This is a genomic window from Rhodococcus sp. P4_F5 (assembly GCF_056401315.1).
Genome location: NZ_JBFUJP010000038.1, coordinates 26,656 through 46,714 on the forward strand (window position 1 = coordinate 26,656; position 20,059 = coordinate 46,714).

The window sequence follows — 20,059 nt, forward strand, 5'->3', positions numbered from 1 at the left end:
CTTGACCGTCAGCCCGGGATCTGCCGGGCCAGATCGTTGCGGTCGAAGTCCGAGAACTGCTGGGTGTCAGTGCAGTATCCGCAGCTCGCGCCGAAGAACTCGGTGCGGGCGTTCGGATCGTCGAGTAGCCAGTACCGCAGCCACGCCGTGCTCGGTCCGCGCATGTCACCGCCGGCGATCGATGTGCCGAAGTGCGTGGCGCCGCGCAGTTCCAGATACTCGGCGGGCACGTGGTCGGCGTCCTCGTACATCGTCCGCACCACCGCCGGCCAGACGATTGCGTCGGCCTCACCGGCGAGATAGAGGACGGGCTCGTCGATGAGGTCGACATCGTTGAGCGGGCCCGGCTGGATCGCGACGGCGGTGTCGACGCGGTCGTCGATCGCGGCATTGATCGCCGCAGACCCGCCCTGTGAGTGCCCCACCGCACCAATGTGTTCCAGATCGACTTTGCCGAAGAAGACGCCCGATGGGTTGGACGCCTTGCCCGCGATGAGGTCAATTCCCGACCGCATGGTGACGGCGAAGTTGCTCGCCGGGGTATTGGCGGCGACCACGATGAATCCGTGGCTGGCGTAGTGGCGCAGCAACGAGGTGTACGCGCCGGGGAGCACGCCGGTCCCGTTCCCCCAGATCACAACGGGGTGCTTCTCGCCGCGTGCGCCGAGCTCACGCGGGTAGTACAGAGTGTGTACCAGCCCGATCGAGACGTTCGGCGTGTACGGCCCTGCACCCGCCCAGTCGTGCCCGACGCTCGGGATCCCGGGCGTCTCGGCGGCCGCCGTTCCGGGCGGTCCCGTGAGCCCGAGTGTCGCGCACAGCGCAACCGTCGCTGCAGCATTCGCGAACAGTTTGAGGGATTTTCGCATGAAGGTTTACCTTTCGAATTTGATCGGCACGGTCAGTCGGCGAGGCTGGACCGCATACGAATTGAGTCCACATCCACCCGACGGGTGCCGTTCGCCCGTATACCCAGTGCGGTCGGGTGCAGTGGCGCAGCGGATTCAGCCGGCACGGCGTCCGCGTAGTGCGCCAGGTTGGCGTCGATGGCCGGCGGACAGGCCGCGGCAGTCGCGGTGCAGACGGTTCGTCTCACGGAACGCACGGGACACCTCCTGTGGTCGGCGGGCGGGCTCCATGCGGTCGAATTTGTCGATCCCAGAGTGACGCGTATTACATACTCGCCGGAAAGCGACAGGTCGTCGTTGTTCGAGCGAACCGACTATCGGAGAAGTGTTGTGCCTGTGGATAAAATCATCGTTCTCGGCGGCCGACCGGTAGCCGATCAGCTCGCCCAGCGCACCCACACGATCGTGGCGGAAACGGTCGCGTTGATATGGCGGCAGGTGCCGTTCTACCGGTTGCTGCCGGAAGAGGCGGTACGCAGCGACGTCGCGGCGATCATCCTGTGCAACTTCGAGGCACTCATCGCGAGCCTGCGGTCGTCGCAGGCGACGGGCGACGACGGATTGATGCGGATCCGTGAATCGGCGCGGCGGCGGGCGGAGGAACTGGTTCCGGTGGCGGAGGTACTGCACGCGTATCACCTCGCTGTGGAGCACTGGTGGAACTTGATTGGTGACCTCGCCGGACCCGAGGACACCACTGACCTGTCGCGGGCCGGGGCGCTGCTGCACAAGCACCTGCGGGCAGCCACAATCGCGGTGTTGGCGGGTTACGGCTCCGATCCGGCGGTTCACGGCGTGGACGACCCAGCGCGGCGAGAGTTGTTCCTGGAGTTGACGTCCGGATCGAACTCAACGGGAACGGCGGAGCGGTTCGGTGTCAATCTTCCGCGCCTGTACTGGGTGCTGTCGCTCCACGTCGAACCTCACCCGGACGAGCGGTCAGCCGAAATCGACGCTGTGGTAGCAGAACGCCGGAAGGTACGGCGATTGCAGCGCGAGCTGGACAACGTCGGCCGCGACCACGCGTTGAGCGTGCTCACCAGCAGCGGCGGCGGTGTCCTGATCCCGATTCTCGAGCCCGACCCGGGAGTGGACGACTGGCAGGACAGCCCTCAGTACGCGCAACTGAGCCGGAACCTGCGGGACATGGAACGGACGATCGGCGCCGCGGTCCTGACGGCGGTGTCGGTGGCCGCGCCACAGGAAGTGCCACAGGCGTACGCGCAGGCCCAGGAGGTCCTCGACGTCGCCCGCCGCTGCGGGCGCGGCAACGGCACCGTGCGACTCCGGGACCTCGCGCTCGAATATCACCTGACCCGGCCGAGCGCAGCGACGCCGTTGCTCGCGGACCTTCTGTCGCCGTTGGAGTCCCACCCGGTCTTGCTCGAGACCCTGGAGTCGCACCTCGATGCGGGCTGCGACAGGTCCGCCGCGGCTGCTGCGTTGCACGTGCATCCGAACACGGTGGTCTACAGGCTGCGAAAGGTCGCTACACTCACCGGCTTGGACGTCGGCACAGCACCGGACCTGGTGCGGCTCGTTGCGGCGGTGGCGGCGAGGCGGGTGGCGGATGTGGCTCAGGCGGCTCGAGCTTCGAGAACTGCACGCCTGCTGTAGATCTTCTCCGGGGTCGTCGCACCCCCGGACCACTCGCGGGTGCGATGGACTTCCAGATCCGGGCCGTCATACAGATCTGGATGAGTTCCAGGTTGCGGTCAGTCATGCCCGCGATCACGTGTCCTACCAAGTCACGAGCGCGGCGCTCTCCGGTGGCGGCGGACTCCTAACGTGAGGAATCCGTTCGCGCCCGACGATTGCCGGCCGCCAGGGATGCCTCGGCATCGAGTGCCAACGCCGCTCCGACCGGAATCCATGTGGGCGAAGGGGCGGCAACGACCGCTGCTCAGGTGCCCGAGACTGTGATCCTTGGATGCCGGGTACCCGGGGACCTGCGGAAGAAGACATCTACAGCCGGAATTTCCAAGTCATTCTCCGTGGAAGATCTTGAAAGCCGCGGGCCGATCGGACAAGTCGGTCCGGAACCTACAACCACCATCACTACCGACGTGTTGCAGCGAAGACGGACAGGACGCGCCTGCGCACTTTGACCGAGGTCCGGCGTGTCGGATGCGCCTGTCAGTGTAGGTGTGTCACCGAACCCAGAGGCAAGTCGTCGCATCCGTCAGGATGTGAGCATGGAACACGCGCAAACGCACGCGGACCGGATCGCCGGGATCCTGACCGGCCTTGACCGACTACGAGCAGCCGATCTGAGGACCACCGTCGTCTCGCTCGGCGACCGGGAGGTCATCGGCTACAGGTGCCGCATCCACGGGGCAGCCGTGCATCGCTACGAGCACGCTGCTCCCGCGGCCCCGGACGCGCTCGCGGCATTCGAGAACCGACTCGGCGTCGGCCTCCCGGCCGACTACCGCGAGTGGATCACCCGGGTGGGCGACGGCGGAGCCGGACCGATGCTCGGACTGCTCCCGCTGGCGCAGGAGGCAGAGGACGCCGCGATCGACTACGCCGCGGACTTCCCCTTCACCGCCGAGCGACCCTGCGCGCCCGCCGCCGAGGACTCCGAGTTCCAGTGGTCGGAGAACATCGGCCGGATCCACCGAGGCGCGACATTCCTCGCGGACGAGGGATGCGGCATGTACGACCTCCTGGTCCTGCGCGGCCCGGCCGCGGGGCAGGTGTGGTGGCACAGCTACGAGCACGCCGCCGCGCTGCCGGTGCTCCACCCGGACACCCGCGAGCCGCTGACCTTCCTCGACTGGTACGAACTCTGGCTCGCCCGCGCCCTCGATCCGGACGTTGACCAGGTGGGGAGCTTTGCCGAGTTCGCCGATCACGGCGCGAACCACGCCTGAGGTGTCACTGCCGAACGATGACCGGTGCATCCTGATAGCCGGCCATTGACCGGAACTCGCACCCAAATCGCTTGTCCACCTACGGTGCATCACCGTAGGTGGATCCTCACCGGGTGCTCAACCGGCGTGCGGTGATTGCGCCTTGAGGCCTGGAGCCGCTCGCCGTTCGTGTATGTGCCTCGATCACCTCGAAGCCGGCCGTGACCAACTCCTGGGTGAGTTCAGCCACTGGCCATCGATAGCCCGTGGTTACGGCATGGTCGAAAGTTCCTACGGTCGCTCCTTCGAAGAAGCCCACCAGCAACCCTCCGCCGGGCCGAATCACGCGCGCGAACTCGGCGAGCGGAGTCTGGATGTCCTGCGGACTGTGGTGAATGAGCGAGTACCAGGAAAGCACACCACCCAATGATTCTGTCGCGGCGTCCAATGCCTCGAAGCTGCCGACTTCGAAGGAAAGGTCTGGGTACTCCATATGGGCTCGTTCAACGAACTCAGGAACGAGATCGATTCCGCTCACAGCTAGTCCGCACTCCGCCAAGAAGTCCGTCCACTGCCCCGGACCACACCCGGCGTCGAGCACGGGACTTGTCAGGGTGGCGGCCCAGCTGCTTACCAGTGCCCGATCGGATGGGTGTGTCGAAGTCATTGAGCCAAAGAGATCCGTGTACTCCTGGGATCTGGCCGAGTATGACTCTCGAACGGTGTCGTCTGGTTGGGCGCTCGTGTTCTCCATGCCGTCGATGATCGTCGATGGGGTGCCCCATACGCCGAACGATGACCGGTGCGTCCCGACACCCGGCCCTTGCCCGGACCGCACTGTGCTGGGTACTCGCGCAGCGGTGGTCCGGTTTTCGATCCCGAACTTGGTCGCTGAACGGAGCGCCGCGTTGGACGCGGTCCCTTCGTGTCCTGCCTAGTCAATCAGTGATGAGTGAGTAAGTAAGGTCGGCCGCGCAACCCGTTAGAGTCGTTCCAAGAGCTCGCGCAGGTACTCGGCGGTGTCCGGGCGCGCGGCGTCGACGGCCATGACGATACGTTCGCGGGGATCGTCAGCGAGCGCGGCGAGCGCACCGATGAACTTCGGGAGTTCGTTCCTCCGACGCATGAGCAGCGCGTTGAGGAAGTCGGGCACCTCCCGCCAGCGCACGCCGTGGCCGAGCTCCATGATCGCGAACACGCGGTCGAAGTTGCTCGGGAAGTCCTTCTCGTTCGTCCACGCGCGATCGACCCGACCGCTCTCGCGGAACGCCTCGGCTGCGGATCTCCAGTCCTCGGGCCAGTCGTACGGGATCGGGTCGAGCACCGGCTTCCTGGTTGTGCCGCCGAGTGCCTCGTGGATCGGTTCCCACTCCTCGTCTTCACGGACCCAGCGGCCGAGTGTTCGGCGCACGAGCGCGCGTTGCGCATCGCCCCAGGTATCGGTCACCGTGAGGAACGCGCGGCTCGCGTCCTCGCTACCCGTGACGAACATCGAGCCGGTGCGGATGCTGTCGTGATCCCCGCGCGACTCCAGCCAGTTCGGCAGCACCCGGGCGGCGGCTCCCCCCGTTGCCGGATCGGCTTGCGAGAGCATGCCGTAGGCGGCCTCGTAGATGCCGTAGTCGTCGAGCGGGTGCAACGACCGCAGGATCGCCTCGATGGTTTCCGCATCGATGGCCCGCCCGTCGAGGGCATCGAGCATCGCGAGGTACCGATCGATGCCTGCCTGCTGGACGGCATCCTCCTCATCGCTGAGCGGCCCCGCCTCGTCCTGATGGATGCTGCTGCCCAGGCGGATCAGCTCGTCCCGCCACGCCTGATCGCGACCCTCGTCACTCATGTCCGGTCCTTGTCCGATCCCGATCGATGTACTCCTCGAGCAGTGCAAGTGCAGTGTCGTCGAGCGCGCGACCTGGCACGAAGAACGCCGCCTTCCCTGCCGTGTTCCGAAACACGATGCCGCCCTTGATGCGCACCGCCTCGGAGAGCGAATTCCACGGCGCACGCGATGAGCCGAACCTGCCATCCAGCCGCAGCCCGTCCGCATCGATCCGCACCGTGAGTCGCGATCCGACACCCATGCCTTCTTCGACCGTCTTCGCGGCAACGCGACGAAGGATGACCACGAAGACGACAAGCAGCAGCGTGAGGGCTGCGATCAGCCCGGATGCGAACACGCCGACGGGGCGACCCGACACCGCCAACACAATGCCGACGACAAGCGCGACCGGGAGCGCGATCGAGCCTGCGATCCGCAGGCGACGCGACACCGCCGCATCGACGATCGACCGCCGGACAGCCGCCTTGTCTGCAGCATCGATCGTGATGCTGTTCTCGAACACAGCCGGCGGCTCGCTCCCGTGCATCGCTGGCTCGGTGAGCGCCGCACGAATCCGCTCGAACGCCCGCCGAGTCTCCGGCGGCGCGAGGAAGTCATCCAACGGCGCCCCACTCGCCTGGAAGTCCGCCTGCTCGAGCAGGGCGATGCCGAGTGCGGCGATCCGCTCCGACGATCGTTCCTCCAGATAGGCGGCCCACGCCTCCAGCGCGGTGATCGCGCGCAGGAGATCCGGATCCATGTCGCCATCCGACAGATCGCCCTCGTCGATCTGCGCGATCCATACCCGAACCTGCTCGGCAGACGCCGTACCTGCTCCGTCGGCCGCCGCACTGACGGCGCGTGCCCCGGCCTCCGTCAGCTCTGCTGCCGCTGCCGCTGCCACGCCATCCGCTACGAGGAGCTCCCGCGTGACCGCGGTCCCGAACTCGACCTGCGCCCGGACCGTGGCGTCGGACGCGTACTCACGAACGGAGTTCTCGACCTCCTCGTAGCTACTCACGCCGCGCCGCCCTTTCAACTTGGGCGAGGTTCGCCGCGTTCCGTAGCCCTGATTGGCATGTGAGAGAAACCCTACTTCGCTGGGGCGAATGTCCTCGCCGCGACGATGTTCCGCCAGTTGGCTGCATCTCGACAACCGCTGCCGCGTAGTTCTTCATGGCGAGCGAGGGCCGCGGGAGCCCATCTTCTTGAGCAACTGTTCCGCGGGTGCGTACCCGATCGATCATCCAGCGGCGCGCTTTCAGATCGGCGGTCATCTCGAATCACCGCCGAGCTCGTCTAGCGCGGCGGCGAGTTCGGGTCGTGGGGGCATCCGGCCGTGTTGGGTGACTCCGTCGCGTGGCCGTTGCTGCCAAAACGATGCACTCACGCCGGATGGGTGCGCGCCGTTGGTTGCAACCCACTCATCGGATCGGGCAGCAGGTCCTTACTGCAGTGCCCGGGATATGTTGGCGGCATGATTGCCCTCCCGGTCTTCACCAGTCGTTCTCTGGGAACGAAGGCGCGCATCGCAGGCCTCACCGGCTCGTCGGCGTTCGCGGCGGCGGCATTGCTCCACACCGCGTGGGGCCTCGGTTCGGCATGGCCGATGCGCAGCCGGGCCGACCTGGCCGATGCTGTGGTGGGGAGCGACACCATGCCTGATGCCCGAGCCTGCTTCGCCGTCGTTGGACTCTCGGCGGCTGCGGCCGCGTTGGTGGCGGGAGCGGGTGGGATGGGCAGGGCCGCAACGGTGGCGAGGGTCGCCGTGGCCGCCGGCGTTGCAGCGCGCGGCGTCGTCGGCGGACGGGCGGCCACCAAGGTCCTCGGTCTGGAGGAACCCTCACCACGTTTCATTCGGTTGGACAACAGTGTGTACCGGCCGCTCTGCCTTGGTACGGCCGCAGCCATCCTCACCGCCGCAGTCACGTACCCAGGAATCGACTGAGCGCTCGAAGAAGCTCGCTCGCTCAGCCCCAGATATCCACGAGGGTTGGCAACCGTCCGTGAGCGACACCCTCGCCCGCGCCGGCAGGAACGCGTCCAGCCCCGTCAACTCCAACGACGTCGAACACCTTGGGCACGCCGTCCCTCGTTGACCGTCGGCATTCAGGCTATGCGAGAAGTATCCCGACTGCCGCAGTGATACACGTTTACCCGAGAGTGCGTCCGATCCTGTTCGGGGCAACTTCCGAGCAGGCGGCGCACGGGTGAATCAGCCCTACTCCATAAACTGGTGGCATGCTTCAGGATTCGATCGACCGCCTCCTCGCGGTTGCCCCGAAACTAGACGACGACCTCGATGAAGGACAGCTCGACTCCGCAGGGGAACTCCTCGAAGCCATCACTCAGCCGCTGAGCCCGGAGGAGGTCCGGGCCCTCATATCGCTGCTGCCATGCGATGGCGACACCGCCTATGGGATTAACTGGAGCGTTCTGCGCGCTATCGAGGCTGCGCCCACCTGGCCATTGTGGGAGCTTCTGGATGACAAAGACAATGAATGGGTCGAAATCCTTCGAGTTAGGCTCAGAAACGGGGGCTACGCTCCGCCGAACTTATCCAAGCCCACGGCTTCTTGACACCACCTGGCGACCGCAGCGCCGCTGCAATCAGTCCTGGAGGTGTTCCATACTCACTGTTGGAGTCGCTGACCTCTCGGGCAGTAGTGCGAGCTCCGGTTGATGAAAGCGACCCGCTTGATCGGAGAACCGCAGCGGTGACATGGCTCCCCTGTTCGGCCATATGAATACAGCGAACGCGAAAAATGGCCCCGCCGATCTCCCTGACATACGTTGACGGGCGATCATGTCCGCTCGTGTCCGAGTTGCACCGTTGACATGGCCAGCGGTTCACCAGGGCTGCCCCGGGCGCGACCTTGTAATGATTGACGTAGAGAGTGGTTGACGTGGGACTGAGTAACCCACCGTTGAACGAGGTGGGCATGACGAAGAGCGTTGCGGGATCTCCCGTAGTTGACGTGCTCTTCGAGAACCGACGAATCCTCGTAGTTCTCGAAGATGGGCGTGCACTTGCCGCACCGCTCGGGTGGGCTGGGCCAACAGTTGCGGCGATGGAAGCGACCGAGCGGGCCGGGTGGGTGCGAACGGACGACGGCCGTGGCGTGAATTGGCCGGCGGCGGGGCAGACCTCCGAAGACGGCGTACTGAATGTGTGGGCACTCGAGCAGGACGCATCGTTCGAGCGCGCTCTAGCTGAACTCAGGGCCGCGGAGGGAGACGTGTCCGCGTTGTCGCCGCAATCCCGTTCTCTGGTTGCACTGTGGAGGCTCGTCGCCGACGGCTACAACGGCGGGCTCATGCAGTTCCTCGGCAATTGGGGCATCGCAGAGGTCCATGTCGCGCTCGCAGGGTTGACTGAGATCGACGCGACTCGCACACTCGCGGTGATCCGCGATTTCTGGCAGCTCATCGGCCCCATCTCCGAATCAGATGAGGTGACGGCGATGGATGACGTCTACGCCGCTGTCCCTGATGTCCTCTCGGACCGCCTCAACGAACTTGACGAGACGTTTTGTGATGCCGCGACCGAACTGACAAGACTCATTCCCCTTGCCTTTGGGCCCGCGCCCTCCGCAATCTGACAGATCGCAGGGTTTGCCGAGCGGTCAGAGCGAGAACCGGGAAGACCCAGAAAGACTCGTGCTCCTTGCGCGCAGCGCATCGCGGATGCGGCGTGCCCTTCCCGCTCCAGAGAGGCAAGGTCAGGCACAACCACTCAGACGGATGAGCGAGATGCCTTGCGCGAGTTCTCGTATGTCGCCGCCCAAAGATCGTCATATGCCGAAGGCGGGTCGAGCCGATCAGAATGCGCCTGCCAATAGCCTTCTCCGAATACTCGCAGCATGGCGTAGTGCCACGCTCGGTCATGAAAGATCGCGCCGCGGTCGGGGTCATCAGCAGACTCATACGAGTACACGGCTTTTGCGACATGTGCTGCCGCATCAGGATCCAGGTGACCCAGCATCTCCAACGCCCATGCCATGCACCGACGTTCCGCCAACAGATATGCCGCGTACTCTCCTTCGTCACCCCAAGCGACATCTGCTTCATTCACCGTGCGCTCTTGAGGCAATCGCTCAGGACGGCGTCGGTGTTCTTCCGTACTTCCTCTCGTAGTAGAACCACTGCAGCTGCGGAGGTCGCGCCGCCAGATCGTCTGGCGGGTTCGCGACGAACTGCTTGAGGGTGGCAATCGCCGCTCGATTGAACCTTGCGCAGCCGAACCGCCAGGACAGGCCCCGGGTGGGACCACGTGTTCGTGTCGCGATCGAACGCGATCACACGTTTTTTCAAGACTCTCGGGGCTGACGCTGCGCCTGATTCACCTCTCCAGCGTAGGTGGGTGCCCGGTCCGCCGCGCGCGGTCGACCGACACCGACGGCGGAGGGAAGGCTTGGCCTATTCAACCTGCCTCGTCCTCCGGCGCTCAAATTCGTCTCAATGCGCCTGTTCTCGCAGGTGCTTGTCTCAGATTCCGGCGCGAGCGTCAGCCGCCGCCGAGCCGAGAGTTGTTGTCGCAGGACACAGGTAGGCGATGGTCGTCCGGTAGCGTCCATTCATGGACTTGGTCGCACTCACTCTCGCATCACCCCGCGGCCGCTTCCTTTGCGCGAACGTCGCGTACATGTGCAGCACAGACGAGCGAGCGACCCGCTACGGCTGGCCACGGTCGCCCGAAGATGCGCGCGAAGTGATCGAAGCAGTCGACGTCGCGGCGGTGGCCGAGCTGTCCGAGATGGACCTGCTCGACGCATTCGGGCACGCCGCGGACGTCGCGCGATACTGGCAGCCACCAGACGAGGACGACGTGATGTACGCCCGCCCGGACATCACGGCGTCCCTGCATCCGATCGCCACCGCTGTCCTGGCCTCCCGGCACGCAGCGTGGTGGGGCGAGCCTGTGGACCACGACAGTCAGCGCATGGTCGCACATCCACCGGCGTGTGTGGAGTGGCCGGAATCGACTGCGCCATATCGGCGTTCGGAATCCGACCTCGACCAGTGGCGAGAGCGCGTCCGGAAGCAGGAGGCGTGGTTTCGAGAGCATCGATCTACCCATCCCGCCAGCAGAGTGGACGGCGAGTGGTGGTCCACACCGGCGACCAGCAACACCCTTGTCACGAGCAGGGCGCGAGACGGCATCGGCGCACTTGAGCTGCTGCTGGAAGAGGATTCATCCGGCGGAGGTGAAGCACGCGTCTGGCCCGTTCGCGTTCGCAAATCGCCTCGGGTGTACGAGATCTCGAATCCGACGGACTGGTCGGCCCTGGTCGACGCGTACCCACTGGCCGTGCCTGAGTCGAGGCGTTCCGTCTGGTTCGAGACAACAGGCGAGTATCGCGACTGGTTCATCCCCGACTGGGCCGCGGTGGCTGAGGACTACGACGCAGCGCATCTCAGCCTGCACGGGTACTTGTCGACGCCCGGTATCACAATCCCCCTGTCCGAGAATGCGGGTGCGACCGTGCTGGCCGGTTGGGATCCCGACACCACTTGGTGGTTTGGCGACGATGCGGCCTTCATTGACGACGAGCCGAGCCTGTGGCGCCGCCAGGATGAACGCTGGGAAAAGGTCTAGATATCTCGAGAATAATTGATACGCATTAATATGCAGGGCTCTGCTTGGAAGTAGGTTGGTTGTCGGTCGGCCAATTGCCTGTCCTGTCTGCCCAGTCCCAGGCTCGGCAACCCGCCCGGGACCACCGAGCGCACTCGCCGGCCGATTGACGCGCAGTTCCCGACACGAGCACGCCCCGAATGTTCGAGGCGCTTGTATTTGAATACTGAGCTGTATAAGGTTTTCAATCTATGATTGGTTTCATGGCCGTCCAGCCGTGCGACTTCCAACCCACATGAAAGACAGGCCGCGTCGGGGATGTCCGTTCGGCCTGGACCGGAGAAGGAGGCGTACGTGATTGGCGCGACCCGCAAATACAACATCACCACGAACGGGCCCACGAACCTCGCCGTGAACGGTCATGACCTGCCTCCGAACCTCACCGCCGAGCAGGAGATCTGCAAGATGCTCGAGGTGGCTGATGCGTTGGCGAGGTACGTAGCGGCGGTGCTGGCCAAAACGGAGCAGGCGCGTGAGGTTGCGGCAGGCCTGAGGTCGGAGGTTCCCCACGGATGGTGGACACGGGGTCAATAGGCTTGGCCTGGCGCAGGAAGTGACAGCTCGTTGTCGTCGGGCTGGGCATCCCGATGGTCGAGTGCTATCGACAACTGTTGTAGAGGGCTATCCATTTGTCGACGGCTGCAACCAATTACGACCTCGTTCGACACCGACGTTGTCCCAACCACGCAGCATGTTGCCGCGCGGCTTTGCCGGCGCGTCGCCCGGCGACCTCGCAAATGGCACCCTGTGGGTGTCTGAAGTCGCCGGGCCGACCGGGCGGGAGGTCGCGCTACGCGGCGACGTGCGTCAGGGGACGACGACCTCCGTCGAAACCGGAACGCTCGGGCGGTCGGTCCGCATGGTGAGCTGAACCCGTCCCGGGCCCGTACCGACCTGCACGTCCATCGGCCGGGAACTCGTGTTGGCGGCGGGTACGTACCGACTCACCGTGCCGCTTTGACCGGTGTCGAGGTTCCGCCAATCGACGACCGCAGTTACGTCGCAGGCCAGGACGGTCGGCGCCCACTCGCCCAAAGGCGAGAAGCCCTGCGCGATTCGCAATTCGACGGAATGCACAGCCCCCGGCACCTCGGAGTATTTCCCCAGGGGTCCGTCGAACGCTGTCCCGGAGGCGGTCAGCATGCCGGCGCAGATGCCATTTCCCAGAGTCCACACCGGGGCCATGTTGACGGGTGCCTGGGCGCACGTTCGTGGTCCCACGTTCGACCAGCCGAGCTGGCAGGGGTCGGCCGCGTCGGTGGCGCCGGCTACGCCTGGCGCCGCAACGACCATCGCAGCGCCGATGAGCGCGGTAACTGTGGCCGAGGCAGTTCTATGTGTAATTGACATGTCCTAAGCATCGTGCGGTGCCCCGTGTTCATTACGCCTCAACCCTGTATTGCTGAATTGTGCGAATTGCCGGTCCGAACCGGCGGCGCGGGTGCCTCAGGTGCGATCACCGCACGAGCCGGGCGGCGTTCGCGCATCTGCGTCCGCTTGGGCAGCAGGAGCGGGGTGGCGAGCAGGAGAACGCCAGACATGGTGATCGCGGCCAGCGGGCTGGTGAGTGTGGCGAGGGCGCCCCAGGTCACCATCAGGATGGCCTGGGCGAGCTTGGTGCTGACACTCCATGCAGTCAGGACTCGAGCGGCGTAATCGGCGGGGGTGCGTTGCAGGCGTTCTGTCGCGTTGACGGGGTTGAAGATGCCCATGCAGGTGATCAGCAGGCCCTCGACGACGATCACCGTGAGGAGGCCGGCCATGCCGGGTTGGGTGAAGGCGAGTCCGAGCGGGAAGATCGAGCGCAGCCAGCCGGAGACGGTCATGACCCGGTGTCGGCCGTAGCGGGCGACCAGGCGCGCGGAGAGGCGGGCGCCCGCAAACCCGCCGAGGGCAGGGATGCCGAAGGCGAGACCGTATTGCCAAGCGGGGAAGTGGTATTCGCCCAGCAGGAGGACGGCCAGGAGCGGGACGGTGGCCATGATCAGGCCGCTGACTGTCACCGAGTTCAGGAACAGGCGCCGTAGGACGCGGTCGTGGAGGATGAATCGCCAGCCGTCCAGAAGGTCGGTGGCACGCAACTCGGCGGCCGGGTCGCGGGGCGCTGCGACATCGTCTCCACGGATGCGGCGGACCCCGAGTGCGGACAGCAGAAAGCTGAGGGCGTCGACGGCGACGGTGACGACCGGGCCGAGCAGCCCGAGGAGCGCGCCGCCGAGGGGCGGGCCGGCCGCGGTCGCCACCCAGCTCGTGCCTTCGAATCGTCCGTTCGCGACCAGGAGGTGATCGCTGCGGACGAGGTGCTTCAGGTACGCGCCGGAGGCGGCGGTGAAGACGATGCTCGAGGCTCCCGAGATGGCCGAGACGACCAGCAGTTGGCCGTAGGTCAGCAAGCCGAGGAAGTACGCGATCGGAATGCTCGCCATCGCGAGGAACCGGGCCAGGTCCGTCGCGACCATCACCGGCCGTTTGGCCCGGTGTTCGACCCACGGCCCGAGCGGGACCGCCACGATCGCCGCGACGGCGAGCCCGGCCGCATCGAGGAGCGAGACGGCGAATGCGGGCGAGTGCAGCACCTGCACCGCGATGAGCGGGAACGCCCCGAAGGCGATCCACGTGCCGTAGGTGCTGACGGCGTAGGCCGACCACAGCCAGCCGAAGCTGCGTCCCAACTGCACGCGCACGCGTCTCCTTTACGACAACCGATGTTTGGGTCTGCCGAATCACATCAGCGGTCCCGGCTCGGGATCAAACAACCGTTTCCCGGCGAGCCACAATGAACAGTTGGGCATGCATAGGCTGAGCCGATGGACACCGAGGCAGTGCGATCGTTCGTCCGGGCGGCCGAGCTCGGACAGCTGCAGCACGCGGCCAACGAGCTGGGCGTGACGCAACAGGCCGTATCCAAGCGGATCGCGACGCTGGAGCGGGAGCTCGAGGTCCGCTTGTTCACCCGTACCGCCCGGGGAGTCGAGCTGACTCTCGACGGCCAGGCGTTTCTTCCTCACGCACGAGGCATCGTCACGGGTGTCGATCGTGCCGTCACCGCGATCAGGCCGGGCTCGCGGGCCCTTCGGATCGACGTCCTCGGTCTGCGGTCCGCGCAGGCCGTCGTCCTGCACGACTACTGGCGGTCGCATCCCGGAACCGACCTCGACGTGGTGACCCTCAAGGTCAACGATCCACACGTGGCGGTCGCCGCTGTCGAGGCCGGTGACATCGACGCCTCGTTCCGCACGGTCACCGATCCGGCCACGCTGCCGCGCGACGTGCAGATGATCCACGCGTTCGACTCCCCGCTGGAACTCCTTGTCGGCCCGAGGCATCCTCTTGCCTCCGCACGAACACTGACGCCGCCACAGCTGCGCCGGCATCGGATCTGGGTGCCGGGTATCGCGCCGCGCACCGAATGGGCGGAGTTCTACGACCAGCTCGTCACCGAATTCGACCTCAGCATCGACGCGGCCGGCCCGCACTTCGGCGACGAGGTACTCCTGGACACCCTCGCGGACTCCGCAGACGTGGCCACCCTTGTCGGGGCACGCGATCGGTACATCTGGCCGACGAACCACGACCTACGCCGCATCCCGATCGTGAATCCGACACTCGCATATCCGCTTTCGCTCATCCTCCCCAGGTCGAATCCGCACCCCGGGCTTCGGGCGATCGTCAACCACTTCGGAGGCCTCGCACCGCTTCCGGAGACGACCTGGCGCCCGTCCTGGGCGACGACCCCACGCCGTACCGACGGCGGCAATCCAGCGGAGGAGAAGGGGCAGCGACGGTAGGTTCCGGATCCAGACGGGGGTGTCTCTGACAGGCACGGTCCGGTCCTACTCCCGGTTCAGGGTCGCCTCCTCCAGGTCGAGTTCGCGCAGCACCTGCCGCAGTACCTCGTCGTCTATTCGTCCGTTGTCCCGCTCTGCGATGAAGATGCCTCGCTCGGTATCCAGCATCTGCAGACGCAGTGCGCGGAACGCGGCGGAGGGGCTCTCGCCCAACTCGGCCTCACTGCGCCCGAGTCGCTCCCATGCCGCGTGGGCGCGGTGCTCGCTCCAGGTACGGAGGATCTCCGCGGCCCGCTCCCGGACGGCGGCGGGGTCTCCGTCGGCGTTTGCGACCAGGCTGTCGAGCACCTCCGTTGCGGCCCGTGCGGCCTTGTCCTGTGCGGCGGCCAGGGCCAGCGCGTCCTTGCGGTGTTCTTCTTCGTTGTCGACCCCCAGTCGGGTGATCAGCCACGGCAGGGTCAGCCCGTGCAGGAGAAGGGTGCCGACCACGACGGCGAAGGTGATGAACAGGATCATGTCGCGCTCAGGGAATGGGTCGCCCGAATTGACGRTCAGCGGGATCGCGAATGCGGCAGCAAGTGAGACCACACCGCGCATTCCGGACCACGCGACCACGAACACCCCGCGGGGAGGCGGTGCCGGCTCCCGCTCGCGGATCCGCCCGGACAGCAGACGGGGGAGGTAGGTCGCGGGGTAGACCCAGAGCAGCCGGACGGCGATGACCGCGACGAGCACGGCGACGGAGGCGCCCACGACTTGTTCCACACTGCGGCCGTGGAGCCCCTGTACGACGCTCGGCAGTTGCAGTCCGATCAGCAGGAAGACGAAAGATTCGAGGACGACGTCGACGGCCTTCCACACCGCGGTGTCCTGCAGGCGAGTCGCGTACCCGGCGCGAGTCGACCGCTGGCCCAGATACAGGCCGGCGACAACGACCGCGATCACACCGGAACTGTGCACCTCCTCGGCCGCCAGGTACGCGACGAATGGGACCAGGAGCCCGATCCCGCTCTCCATCACCGGATCCGAGAGCCGCGAACGGATCGCGGCCACGACGATTCCCACACCGATGCCGATCAGCGTGCCGCCGACCGCGGCGCCGAGGAAGGTGCGCACCCCCTCCGCCAGGGTCACGCCGGTGCCGACCGCGGCGGCGAGTGCGACACGGTACGCGGTGAGCGCGGTCGCGTCGTTGAGCAGGCTTTCGCCGCCGAGCAGTGTCATGATCCGTCGCGGCAGGCCGAGACGCCGTCCGATCGCGCTGGCGGACACCGCATCCGGCGGGGCCACGACCGCCCCGAGTACCAGCGCGGCGGCCAACGGAAACTGGGGAATGGTGAGGTACGCGACGACCCCGACAACGGCGGTGGTGGCCAGCGGCAGCCCGACCGCCAGCAGCCCGATCGAGCGCGCATTGCGGCGCATCGCAAGCGAGGAACTGTCGAGCGCGGCCGAGTAGAGCAGCGGCGGTAGTACTGCGTACAACACGAGATCGGGATCGAGTGCGGTGTCGGGGAGTCCGGGGATCTGCGACCCGGCCAGTCCGACCGGGACCAGCAGCAGCGGCGCCGACCAGTTCAAGCGCCGCGCGACGGCGGCGGTGAGCAACGCCGCCACCGCGACGGCGAGCAGGGCCACGTTCACGGCGGTCTCCGTCCAGCGGTCGGATGTGTAGATATCCCACCCTGCAGCATGCAGGATGGGAGGTGATGAAGAGAGTTCTGCGACGCGCGGCTGACCGCATCCGAGCGGGATCCCCGGGTCCGGCCACCGCCGGGTCCTGCGACGAACTCGCCGCGGCCACCGGACCGGACCCTGAGCCGCGCACGCCCGGTCTCTGCGAGGAATGCGCGGCGCTCGGTGAGCAGAACTGGGCGCACCTGCGGATCTGTCTCACCTGCGGCCACGTCGGATGTTGCGACTCGAGTCCCCACCGGCACGCGACCGCGCATTTCGAGCAGACGGGACACCCCGTCATGCGCTCGCACGAGCCGGGCGAGGCGTGGCGTTGGTGCTACCGGCACGCCGAGATGGGCTGACCCTGGACGCCCACCGCGACGCGTGGTGTGCTGGAGATGTCACCTCCCCCGGCCTTCAGGACCGGAGCGGATCATCCCAGTGTCAAGGAAGCCGCCATGACAACGATCCATCTCCACCAGACGACCACCGCGACGCCCGAGCAGGTCCTTGCCGGTCTCACCGACTTCGGGCCGGGTCGCGAGGAAATCTTCGGCAACAGCGCAGACAGCTATCTCAAGGTGCACCACGAGGGCCCCCACGACGCCGATGTCACGGAGGGCTCGAACGGTATCTGGGAAACCCTGCACTACGACTGGACAGACCCCCATCGCGTCGTGATGAGGACCACCGACTCCAACCTGTGGGGTGGTGCCTCGGGGCACACCTACACCCTCACTCAGCAGCCCACAGGTGAGACCGAGGTGGATGCAGTCATTGTCCGCGACGGCAAGAACCTCAGGGGACGGCTTCTCGCGGGCGTGCTCGGAGTCTTCGGCACCCGCGTCCTGGGAAAGCCGTTCAGGAAGTCCGTCGAGGCCATCGAAGCTCGCAACGGCGGCGCGAGCGGAAAGCACACTCAGACGCCAGAACAGTGAACTGGAGGCCGCCTGACGGGCGGTCGGACCAGCGAGCGACGCGACCGATGTTCGTCACGGAAAGCCTGCCGGCTCGAATCGAGTGGTGGGCAGGCCGACAACGAAGTCCTGAGCCTCCCTAGGAGGTCATGATGACTACTCAGGTCGACGATCTGATCGGTGCCGTCGCCATCACGGACACCATCGTCGCCGGGGTTCGCGAGGGCCAGTGGAGTGGGGAAACGCCATGCCAGTCGTGGTCGACCGGTGACGTGACTCGACACCTCGTCGGATCCCTGACCAGGTACGCGGACGCGTTCGGTGCGRCGCCTGACGAGACCGCCGGCGGAGCCGATGCCAGCCAACTCGAGGCATACCGGAGGGCGGCCGCCCGGTTGGTCGCCGGGGTGAGCGCGCCGGGAGCGGCGGACAAGACTGTCACCGTCCCTTTCGGGACGGTGCCCGCGGCGGTCGCCTTGGGGCTGGGTGCGGTGGAAGTTCTCGTGCACGGCTGGGACATCGCGACCGCGTCGGGGCAGGACGTCGAGTGGGACGACGGGATCGCCGAGCGGGCGTGGCACTTCTCCGTGGCCGCCGTCGGCTCGATACCCGACGGCAGGTCACCCTTTGCGCCGCCTCAGCCGGTCGCGCCGACCGCACCGCCGATCGACCGGCTCGTGGCACTGCTGGGACGCACACCCGGCTGAGCGGCCCCTGCATCGAAGGGTTGTGGGGCCGGCCCAGAGGCGAGGCGGGCATCGTCAACGACCAAGTCCCGCAAGCCCTTCGCCGAGAACATTGGCGCCCATGATGAGCAGCACCAGCACCATGATCACGGTGTTGTTCGCGACCATGAACTCACGCACGGAGTCCAGCAAAGAGGCCGCGCGTTGCCCGCCGACGAAGTGCGCGATGACCGCGCCGACCACGATGCAAGAGCCGAGGGCTACGAAGCCGATCACCGCGATGACGAGATCGCCGCCGTGCACTCCGGTTTCGATGATCTCGGCGGTCGCCGCCGCCGTGAGTACGAAGTTCTTCGGGTTGGTGCCGGACAGCAACGCGCCGAGTAGCAGGGAGCGTTGCGCCGTCGCGTCGCCGAGCGAGGCCATCCAATCCGGGGGATCGACCTCGGCGCCGGCGCGCGGTCGGGTCCCCCACTTGCGCACCCCCACCGCGATGAGTGCGGCTCCGGCGAACACCCGCAGCCAGTCGGCGATCGCCGCCGACGTGCTGTCCGGGTCGTCGGCGCCGGAGAGGGTCGCCAGCACGAGCGCGGCCACCGCCGTGAGGCCGGCGACCCACCCGACCGCAAACAGCACGCCGTTGCGGCCGCCATGCCTGCCGGCCAGGAGCAGCACCACGCCGATCACCGGAAACGGACTGAGCGCGATCGCCAACGCAGCCGGCAGCGAGGACCCGATGGCCTGGAGTAGCAGCGGAGGATCCCTTCGACGTGCACGCCCGAAGGTCCGGAGGTGTCAGCCCCGAAATCTACGCGCAGTCGCAGCTCGAGCGGCGGTCGCCGCCGTAGCTGTCGACGAGCGACGTACGCCGAAGAACCTTCTCGCGGTCGAGCTCAGGCGTCCACCCGCACCGGAGTGACACCGTTCGCTACGTTCTCGGCCACCTCCTCCTCCCAGCTCTTGACTGCCCGGTCGGTGTCGATCTCGAACTCGAACCGCGCGGTCATGTCCTCGGTGACGTCCTCGACGTCCACGTAGAACTGCTTGTACCAGCGGCGAAGCTGGTAGACGGGGCCGTCCTCCTCGGAGAGGAGCGGGTTGTCGATGGGCGACTTGTTTTTCCAGATCTCGACATCCTGCTCGAAGCCGATCTCGACACCCTCCGCGAACTGCTTGACCAGATCCGCGGCGTCCTCGTCGGACATGTCCTCGGGCTTCTTGACCATCGCGCCGTACTGCAGCACGAAGGAGTTGTCGGAGACCGGGTAGTGGCAGTTGATGAGCACCGTCTCGATGGTCGTGCCCTGCGTGTCGCTGAACAGCCAGTCGATCATGTACGACGGGCCGAAGTACGAGGCGTCCGACCGGAGGCTGGAGTTCGGGTCGTCGTAGCTGGTGCCCACCGAGACATCGTGCCGCGGAGTCGAATTCATGTACTGGGTCGCGACGTGTCCCTCGAAGACGTTCTTGAAGTAGCGGGGGAAGGCGTAGTGCACGTAGTAGAAGTGCGCCATGTCCACCACGTTGTCGACGATCTCGCGGCAGTGCGAGCCCTCCACCAGCAACGTCTTCCACGTCCAGTCGGTCCACTCGTCGGTGCCGTAGCCCTCGATCTCCGGGATCGTCACCTCGTCGGTGGGCGTGCTGCCCTGCGGGTCGTGCCAGACGAACAGCTGACCGTTGCGCTCGAGGGTCGGCCAGGACCGGGTCTTCGCCAGCGGCGGCACCCGGCGCGCGTACGGGATGCCGCTGCACTTGCCGTTGCCGGCCC

General features: G+C 66.4%; 22 protein-coding genes. 11 read left to right on the plus strand and 11 right to left on the minus strand.

The genetic code is table 11. The features are described 5' to 3' along the window. Positions 1 to 8: 8 nt before the first annotated feature. Complete coding sequence (locus AC1DU4_RS16195) at positions 9 to 869, minus strand: alpha/beta hydrolase family protein (RefSeq protein ID WP_477841450.1); 861 nt, start codon at positions 867 to 869, stop codon at positions 9 to 11. Between the two features lie 177 nt (positions 870 to 1,046). Between AC1DU4_RS16195 and AC1DU4_RS16200 the strand changes: the two genes are divergently transcribed. Both AC1DU4_RS16200 and AC1DU4_RS16205 read left to right on the plus strand, forming a co-directional pair. After that, positions 1,047 to 2,525 carry a PucR family transcriptional regulator gene (locus AC1DU4_RS16200; protein ID WP_477841452.1) on the plus strand — a complete coding sequence of 493 codons (1,479 nt, stop codon included), beginning with the start codon at positions 1,047 to 1,049 and terminating at the stop codon, positions 2,523 to 2,525. A 578-nt stretch (positions 2,526 to 3,103) separates the two neighbouring features. After that, on the plus strand, positions 3,104 to 3,784 hold the full coding sequence (locus tag AC1DU4_RS16205; RefSeq protein ID WP_477841454.1) for an SMI1/KNR4 family protein: 681 nt from the start codon (positions 3,104 to 3,106) through the stop codon (positions 3,782 to 3,784). A 106-nt stretch (positions 3,785 to 3,890) separates the two neighbouring features. Here the strand turns inward: AC1DU4_RS16205 and AC1DU4_RS16210 are convergent, their stop codons facing one another. From AC1DU4_RS16210 to AC1DU4_RS16220, 3 genes are all read right to left on the minus strand, one after another. Then, on the minus strand, positions 3,891 to 4,517 hold the full coding sequence (locus AC1DU4_RS16210; protein WP_477841456.1) for a class I SAM-dependent methyltransferase: 627 nt from the start codon (positions 4,515 to 4,517) through the stop codon (positions 3,891 to 3,893). Between the two features lie 228 nt (positions 4,518 to 4,745). Further along, positions 4,746 to 5,603 (minus strand): hypothetical protein, encoded by an 858-nt coding sequence (locus AC1DU4_RS16215; protein WP_477841458.1) that lies wholly within the window; start codon positions 5,601 to 5,603, stop codon positions 4,746 to 4,748. Next, on the minus strand, positions 5,596 to 6,603 hold the full coding sequence (locus AC1DU4_RS16220) for a YcxB family protein (RefSeq protein WP_477841460.1): 1,008 nt from the start codon (positions 6,601 to 6,603) through the stop codon (positions 5,596 to 5,598). Before AC1DU4_RS16220 ends, AC1DU4_RS16215 begins: the two co-directional genes overlap by 8 nt. 456 nt (positions 6,604 to 7,059) lie before the next feature. Here AC1DU4_RS16220 and AC1DU4_RS16225 point away from each other — a divergent pair, with 456 nt between their 5' ends. Then, the gene (locus tag AC1DU4_RS16225; protein WP_477841462.1) at positions 7,060 to 7,530 is read left to right on the plus strand and encodes a DUF3995 domain-containing protein; all 471 of its coding nucleotides are present in this window, start codon (positions 7,060 to 7,062) and stop codon (positions 7,528 to 7,530) included. 293 nt (positions 7,531 to 7,823) lie between these two features. Further along, complete coding sequence (locus AC1DU4_RS16230; RefSeq protein WP_477841464.1) at positions 7,824 to 8,162, plus strand: hypothetical protein; 339 nt, start codon at positions 7,824 to 7,826, stop codon at positions 8,160 to 8,162. Positions 8,163 to 8,215: 53 nt separating this feature from the next. On the opposite strand, the gene AC1DU4_RS16235 is transcribed toward AC1DU4_RS16230, so the two are convergent. After that, positions 8,216 to 8,335: a zinc finger domain-containing protein gene (locus AC1DU4_RS16235; protein WP_477841489.1), complete on the minus strand. Its 120-nt coding sequence runs from the start codon at positions 8,333 to 8,335 to the stop codon at positions 8,216 to 8,218. A 189-nt stretch (positions 8,336 to 8,524) separates the two neighbouring features. On the opposite strand from AC1DU4_RS16235, the gene AC1DU4_RS16240 reads away from it, so the two are divergent. Further along, positions 8,525 to 9,184, plus strand: a complete 660-nt coding sequence (locus AC1DU4_RS16240) for a DMP19 family protein (RefSeq protein WP_477841465.1) — start codon at positions 8,525 to 8,527, stop codon at positions 9,182 to 9,184. A 134-nt stretch (positions 9,185 to 9,318) separates the two neighbouring features. Here the strand turns inward: AC1DU4_RS16240 and AC1DU4_RS16245 are convergent, their stop codons facing one another. Continuing rightward, positions 9,319 to 9,657 carry a hypothetical protein gene (locus tag AC1DU4_RS16245; RefSeq protein ID WP_477841467.1) on the minus strand — a complete coding sequence of 113 codons (339 nt, stop codon included), beginning with the start codon at positions 9,655 to 9,657 and terminating at the stop codon, positions 9,319 to 9,321. 504 nt (positions 9,658 to 10,161) lie between these two features. Here AC1DU4_RS16245 and AC1DU4_RS16250 point away from each other — a divergent pair. Continuing rightward, entirely contained in the window at positions 10,162 to 11,181 is a 1,020-nt protein-coding gene (locus AC1DU4_RS16250) for a hypothetical protein (RefSeq protein ID WP_477841469.1), read from the plus strand. Between the two features lie 333 nt (positions 11,182 to 11,514). Beyond that, a complete protein-coding gene (locus AC1DU4_RS16255) occupies positions 11,515 to 11,754 on the plus strand; it encodes a hypothetical protein (RefSeq protein WP_477841471.1) in 240 nt (79 codons plus the stop codon). 273 nt (positions 11,755 to 12,027) lie between these two features. Here the strand turns inward: AC1DU4_RS16255 and AC1DU4_RS16260 are convergent, their stop codons facing one another. Together AC1DU4_RS16260 and AC1DU4_RS16265 are read right to left on the minus strand one after the other, a co-directional pair. Further along, complete coding sequence (locus AC1DU4_RS16260; RefSeq protein ID WP_477841473.1) at positions 12,028 to 12,570, minus strand: hypothetical protein; 543 nt, start codon at positions 12,568 to 12,570, stop codon at positions 12,028 to 12,030. A gap of 38 nt (positions 12,571 to 12,608) precedes the next feature. Next, entirely contained in the window at positions 12,609 to 13,904 is a 1,296-nt protein-coding gene (locus AC1DU4_RS16265; RefSeq protein WP_477841475.1) for an MFS transporter, read from the minus strand. Between the two features lie 123 nt (positions 13,905 to 14,027). On the opposite strand from AC1DU4_RS16265, the gene AC1DU4_RS16270 reads away from it, so the two are divergent. Beyond that, positions 14,028 to 15,008: a LysR family transcriptional regulator gene (locus AC1DU4_RS16270; protein ID WP_477841477.1), complete on the plus strand. Its 981-nt coding sequence runs from the start codon at positions 14,028 to 14,030 to the stop codon at positions 15,006 to 15,008. A 45-nt stretch (positions 15,009 to 15,053) separates the two neighbouring features. Here AC1DU4_RS16270 and AC1DU4_RS16275 read toward each other — a convergent pair whose 3' ends face one another. Then, positions 15,054 to 16,652, minus strand: coding sequence for a Na+/H+ antiporter (locus AC1DU4_RS16275; RefSeq protein ID WP_477841479.1), 1,599 nt, complete (start codon positions 16,650 to 16,652; stop codon positions 15,054 to 15,056). A 65-nt stretch (positions 16,653 to 16,717) separates the two neighbouring features. Between AC1DU4_RS16275 and AC1DU4_RS16280 the strand changes: the two genes are divergently transcribed. The 3 genes from AC1DU4_RS16280 (at position 16,718) to AC1DU4_RS16290 (ending at position 18,309) form a co-directional block, all read left to right on the plus strand. Beyond that, positions 16,718 to 17,047 (plus strand): UBP-type zinc finger domain-containing protein, encoded by a 330-nt coding sequence (locus tag AC1DU4_RS16280; protein WP_477641509.1) that lies wholly within the window; start codon positions 16,718 to 16,720, stop codon positions 17,045 to 17,047. A 96-nt stretch (positions 17,048 to 17,143) separates the two neighbouring features. Beyond that, a complete protein-coding gene (locus tag AC1DU4_RS16285) occupies positions 17,144 to 17,623 on the plus strand; it encodes a hypothetical protein (RefSeq protein WP_477841481.1) in 480 nt (159 codons plus the stop codon). A 131-nt stretch (positions 17,624 to 17,754) separates the two neighbouring features. Further along, complete coding sequence (locus tag AC1DU4_RS16290; RefSeq protein ID WP_477841483.1) at positions 17,755 to 18,309, plus strand: TIGR03086 family metal-binding protein; 555 nt, start codon at positions 17,755 to 17,757, stop codon at positions 18,307 to 18,309. 54 nt (positions 18,310 to 18,363) lie between these two features. Here AC1DU4_RS16290 and AC1DU4_RS16295 read toward each other — a convergent pair whose 3' ends face one another. Continuing rightward, positions 18,364 to 19,002 carry a GAP family protein gene (locus AC1DU4_RS16295; protein WP_477841485.1) on the minus strand — a complete coding sequence of 213 codons (639 nt, stop codon included), beginning with the start codon at positions 19,000 to 19,002 and terminating at the stop codon, positions 18,364 to 18,366. Positions 19,003 to 19,181: 179 nt separating this feature from the next. Then, a partial coding sequence (locus tag AC1DU4_RS16300) for a 3-ketosteroid-9-alpha-monooxygenase, oxygenase component (protein WP_477841487.1) occupies positions 19,182 to 20,059 on the minus strand: 878 nt, incomplete at its 5' end.

Coding starts and splice junctions, on each gene's coding strand:
- AC1DU4_RS16270 (WP_477841477.1), top strand. CDS start 14,028: ATGGACACCGAGGCAGTGCGATCGTTCGTCCGGGCGGCCGAGCTCGGA.
- AC1DU4_RS16280 (WP_477641509.1), top strand. CDS start 16,718: ATGAAGAGAGTTCTGCGACGCGCGGCTGACCGCATCCGAGCGGGATCC.
- AC1DU4_RS16260 (WP_477841473.1), bottom strand. CDS start 12,570: ATGTCAATTACACATAGAACTGCCTCGGCCACAGTTACCGCGCTCATC.
- AC1DU4_RS16200 (WP_477841452.1), top strand. CDS start 1,047: ATGGCCGGCGGACAGGCCGCGGCAGTCGCGGTGCAGACGGTTCGTCTC.
- AC1DU4_RS16215 (WP_477841458.1), bottom strand. CDS start 5,603: ATGAGTGACGAGGGTCGCGATCAGGCGTGGCGGGACGAGCTGATCCGC.
- AC1DU4_RS16195 (WP_477841450.1), bottom strand. CDS start 869: ATGCGAAAATCCCTCAAACTGTTCGCGAATGCTGCAGCGACGGTTGCG.
- AC1DU4_RS16225 (WP_477841462.1), top strand. CDS start 7,060: ATGATTGCCCTCCCGGTCTTCACCAGTCGTTCTCTGGGAACGAAGGCG.
- AC1DU4_RS16240 (WP_477841465.1), top strand. CDS start 8,525: ATGACGAAGAGCGTTGCGGGATCTCCCGTAGTTGACGTGCTCTTCGAG.
- AC1DU4_RS16250 (WP_477841469.1), top strand. CDS start 10,162: ATGGACTTGGTCGCACTCACTCTCGCATCACCCCGCGGCCGCTTCCTT.
- AC1DU4_RS16205 (WP_477841454.1), top strand. CDS start 3,104: ATGGAACACGCGCAAACGCACGCGGACCGGATCGCCGGGATCCTGACC.
- AC1DU4_RS16285 (WP_477841481.1), top strand. CDS start 17,144: ATGACAACGATCCATCTCCACCAGACGACCACCGCGACGCCCGAGCAG.
- AC1DU4_RS16230 (WP_477841464.1), top strand. CDS start 7,824: ATGCTTCAGGATTCGATCGACCGCCTCCTCGCGGTTGCCCCGAAACTA.
- AC1DU4_RS16210 (WP_477841456.1), bottom strand. CDS start 4,517: ATGGAGAACACGAGCGCCCAACCAGACGACACCGTTCGAGAGTCATAC.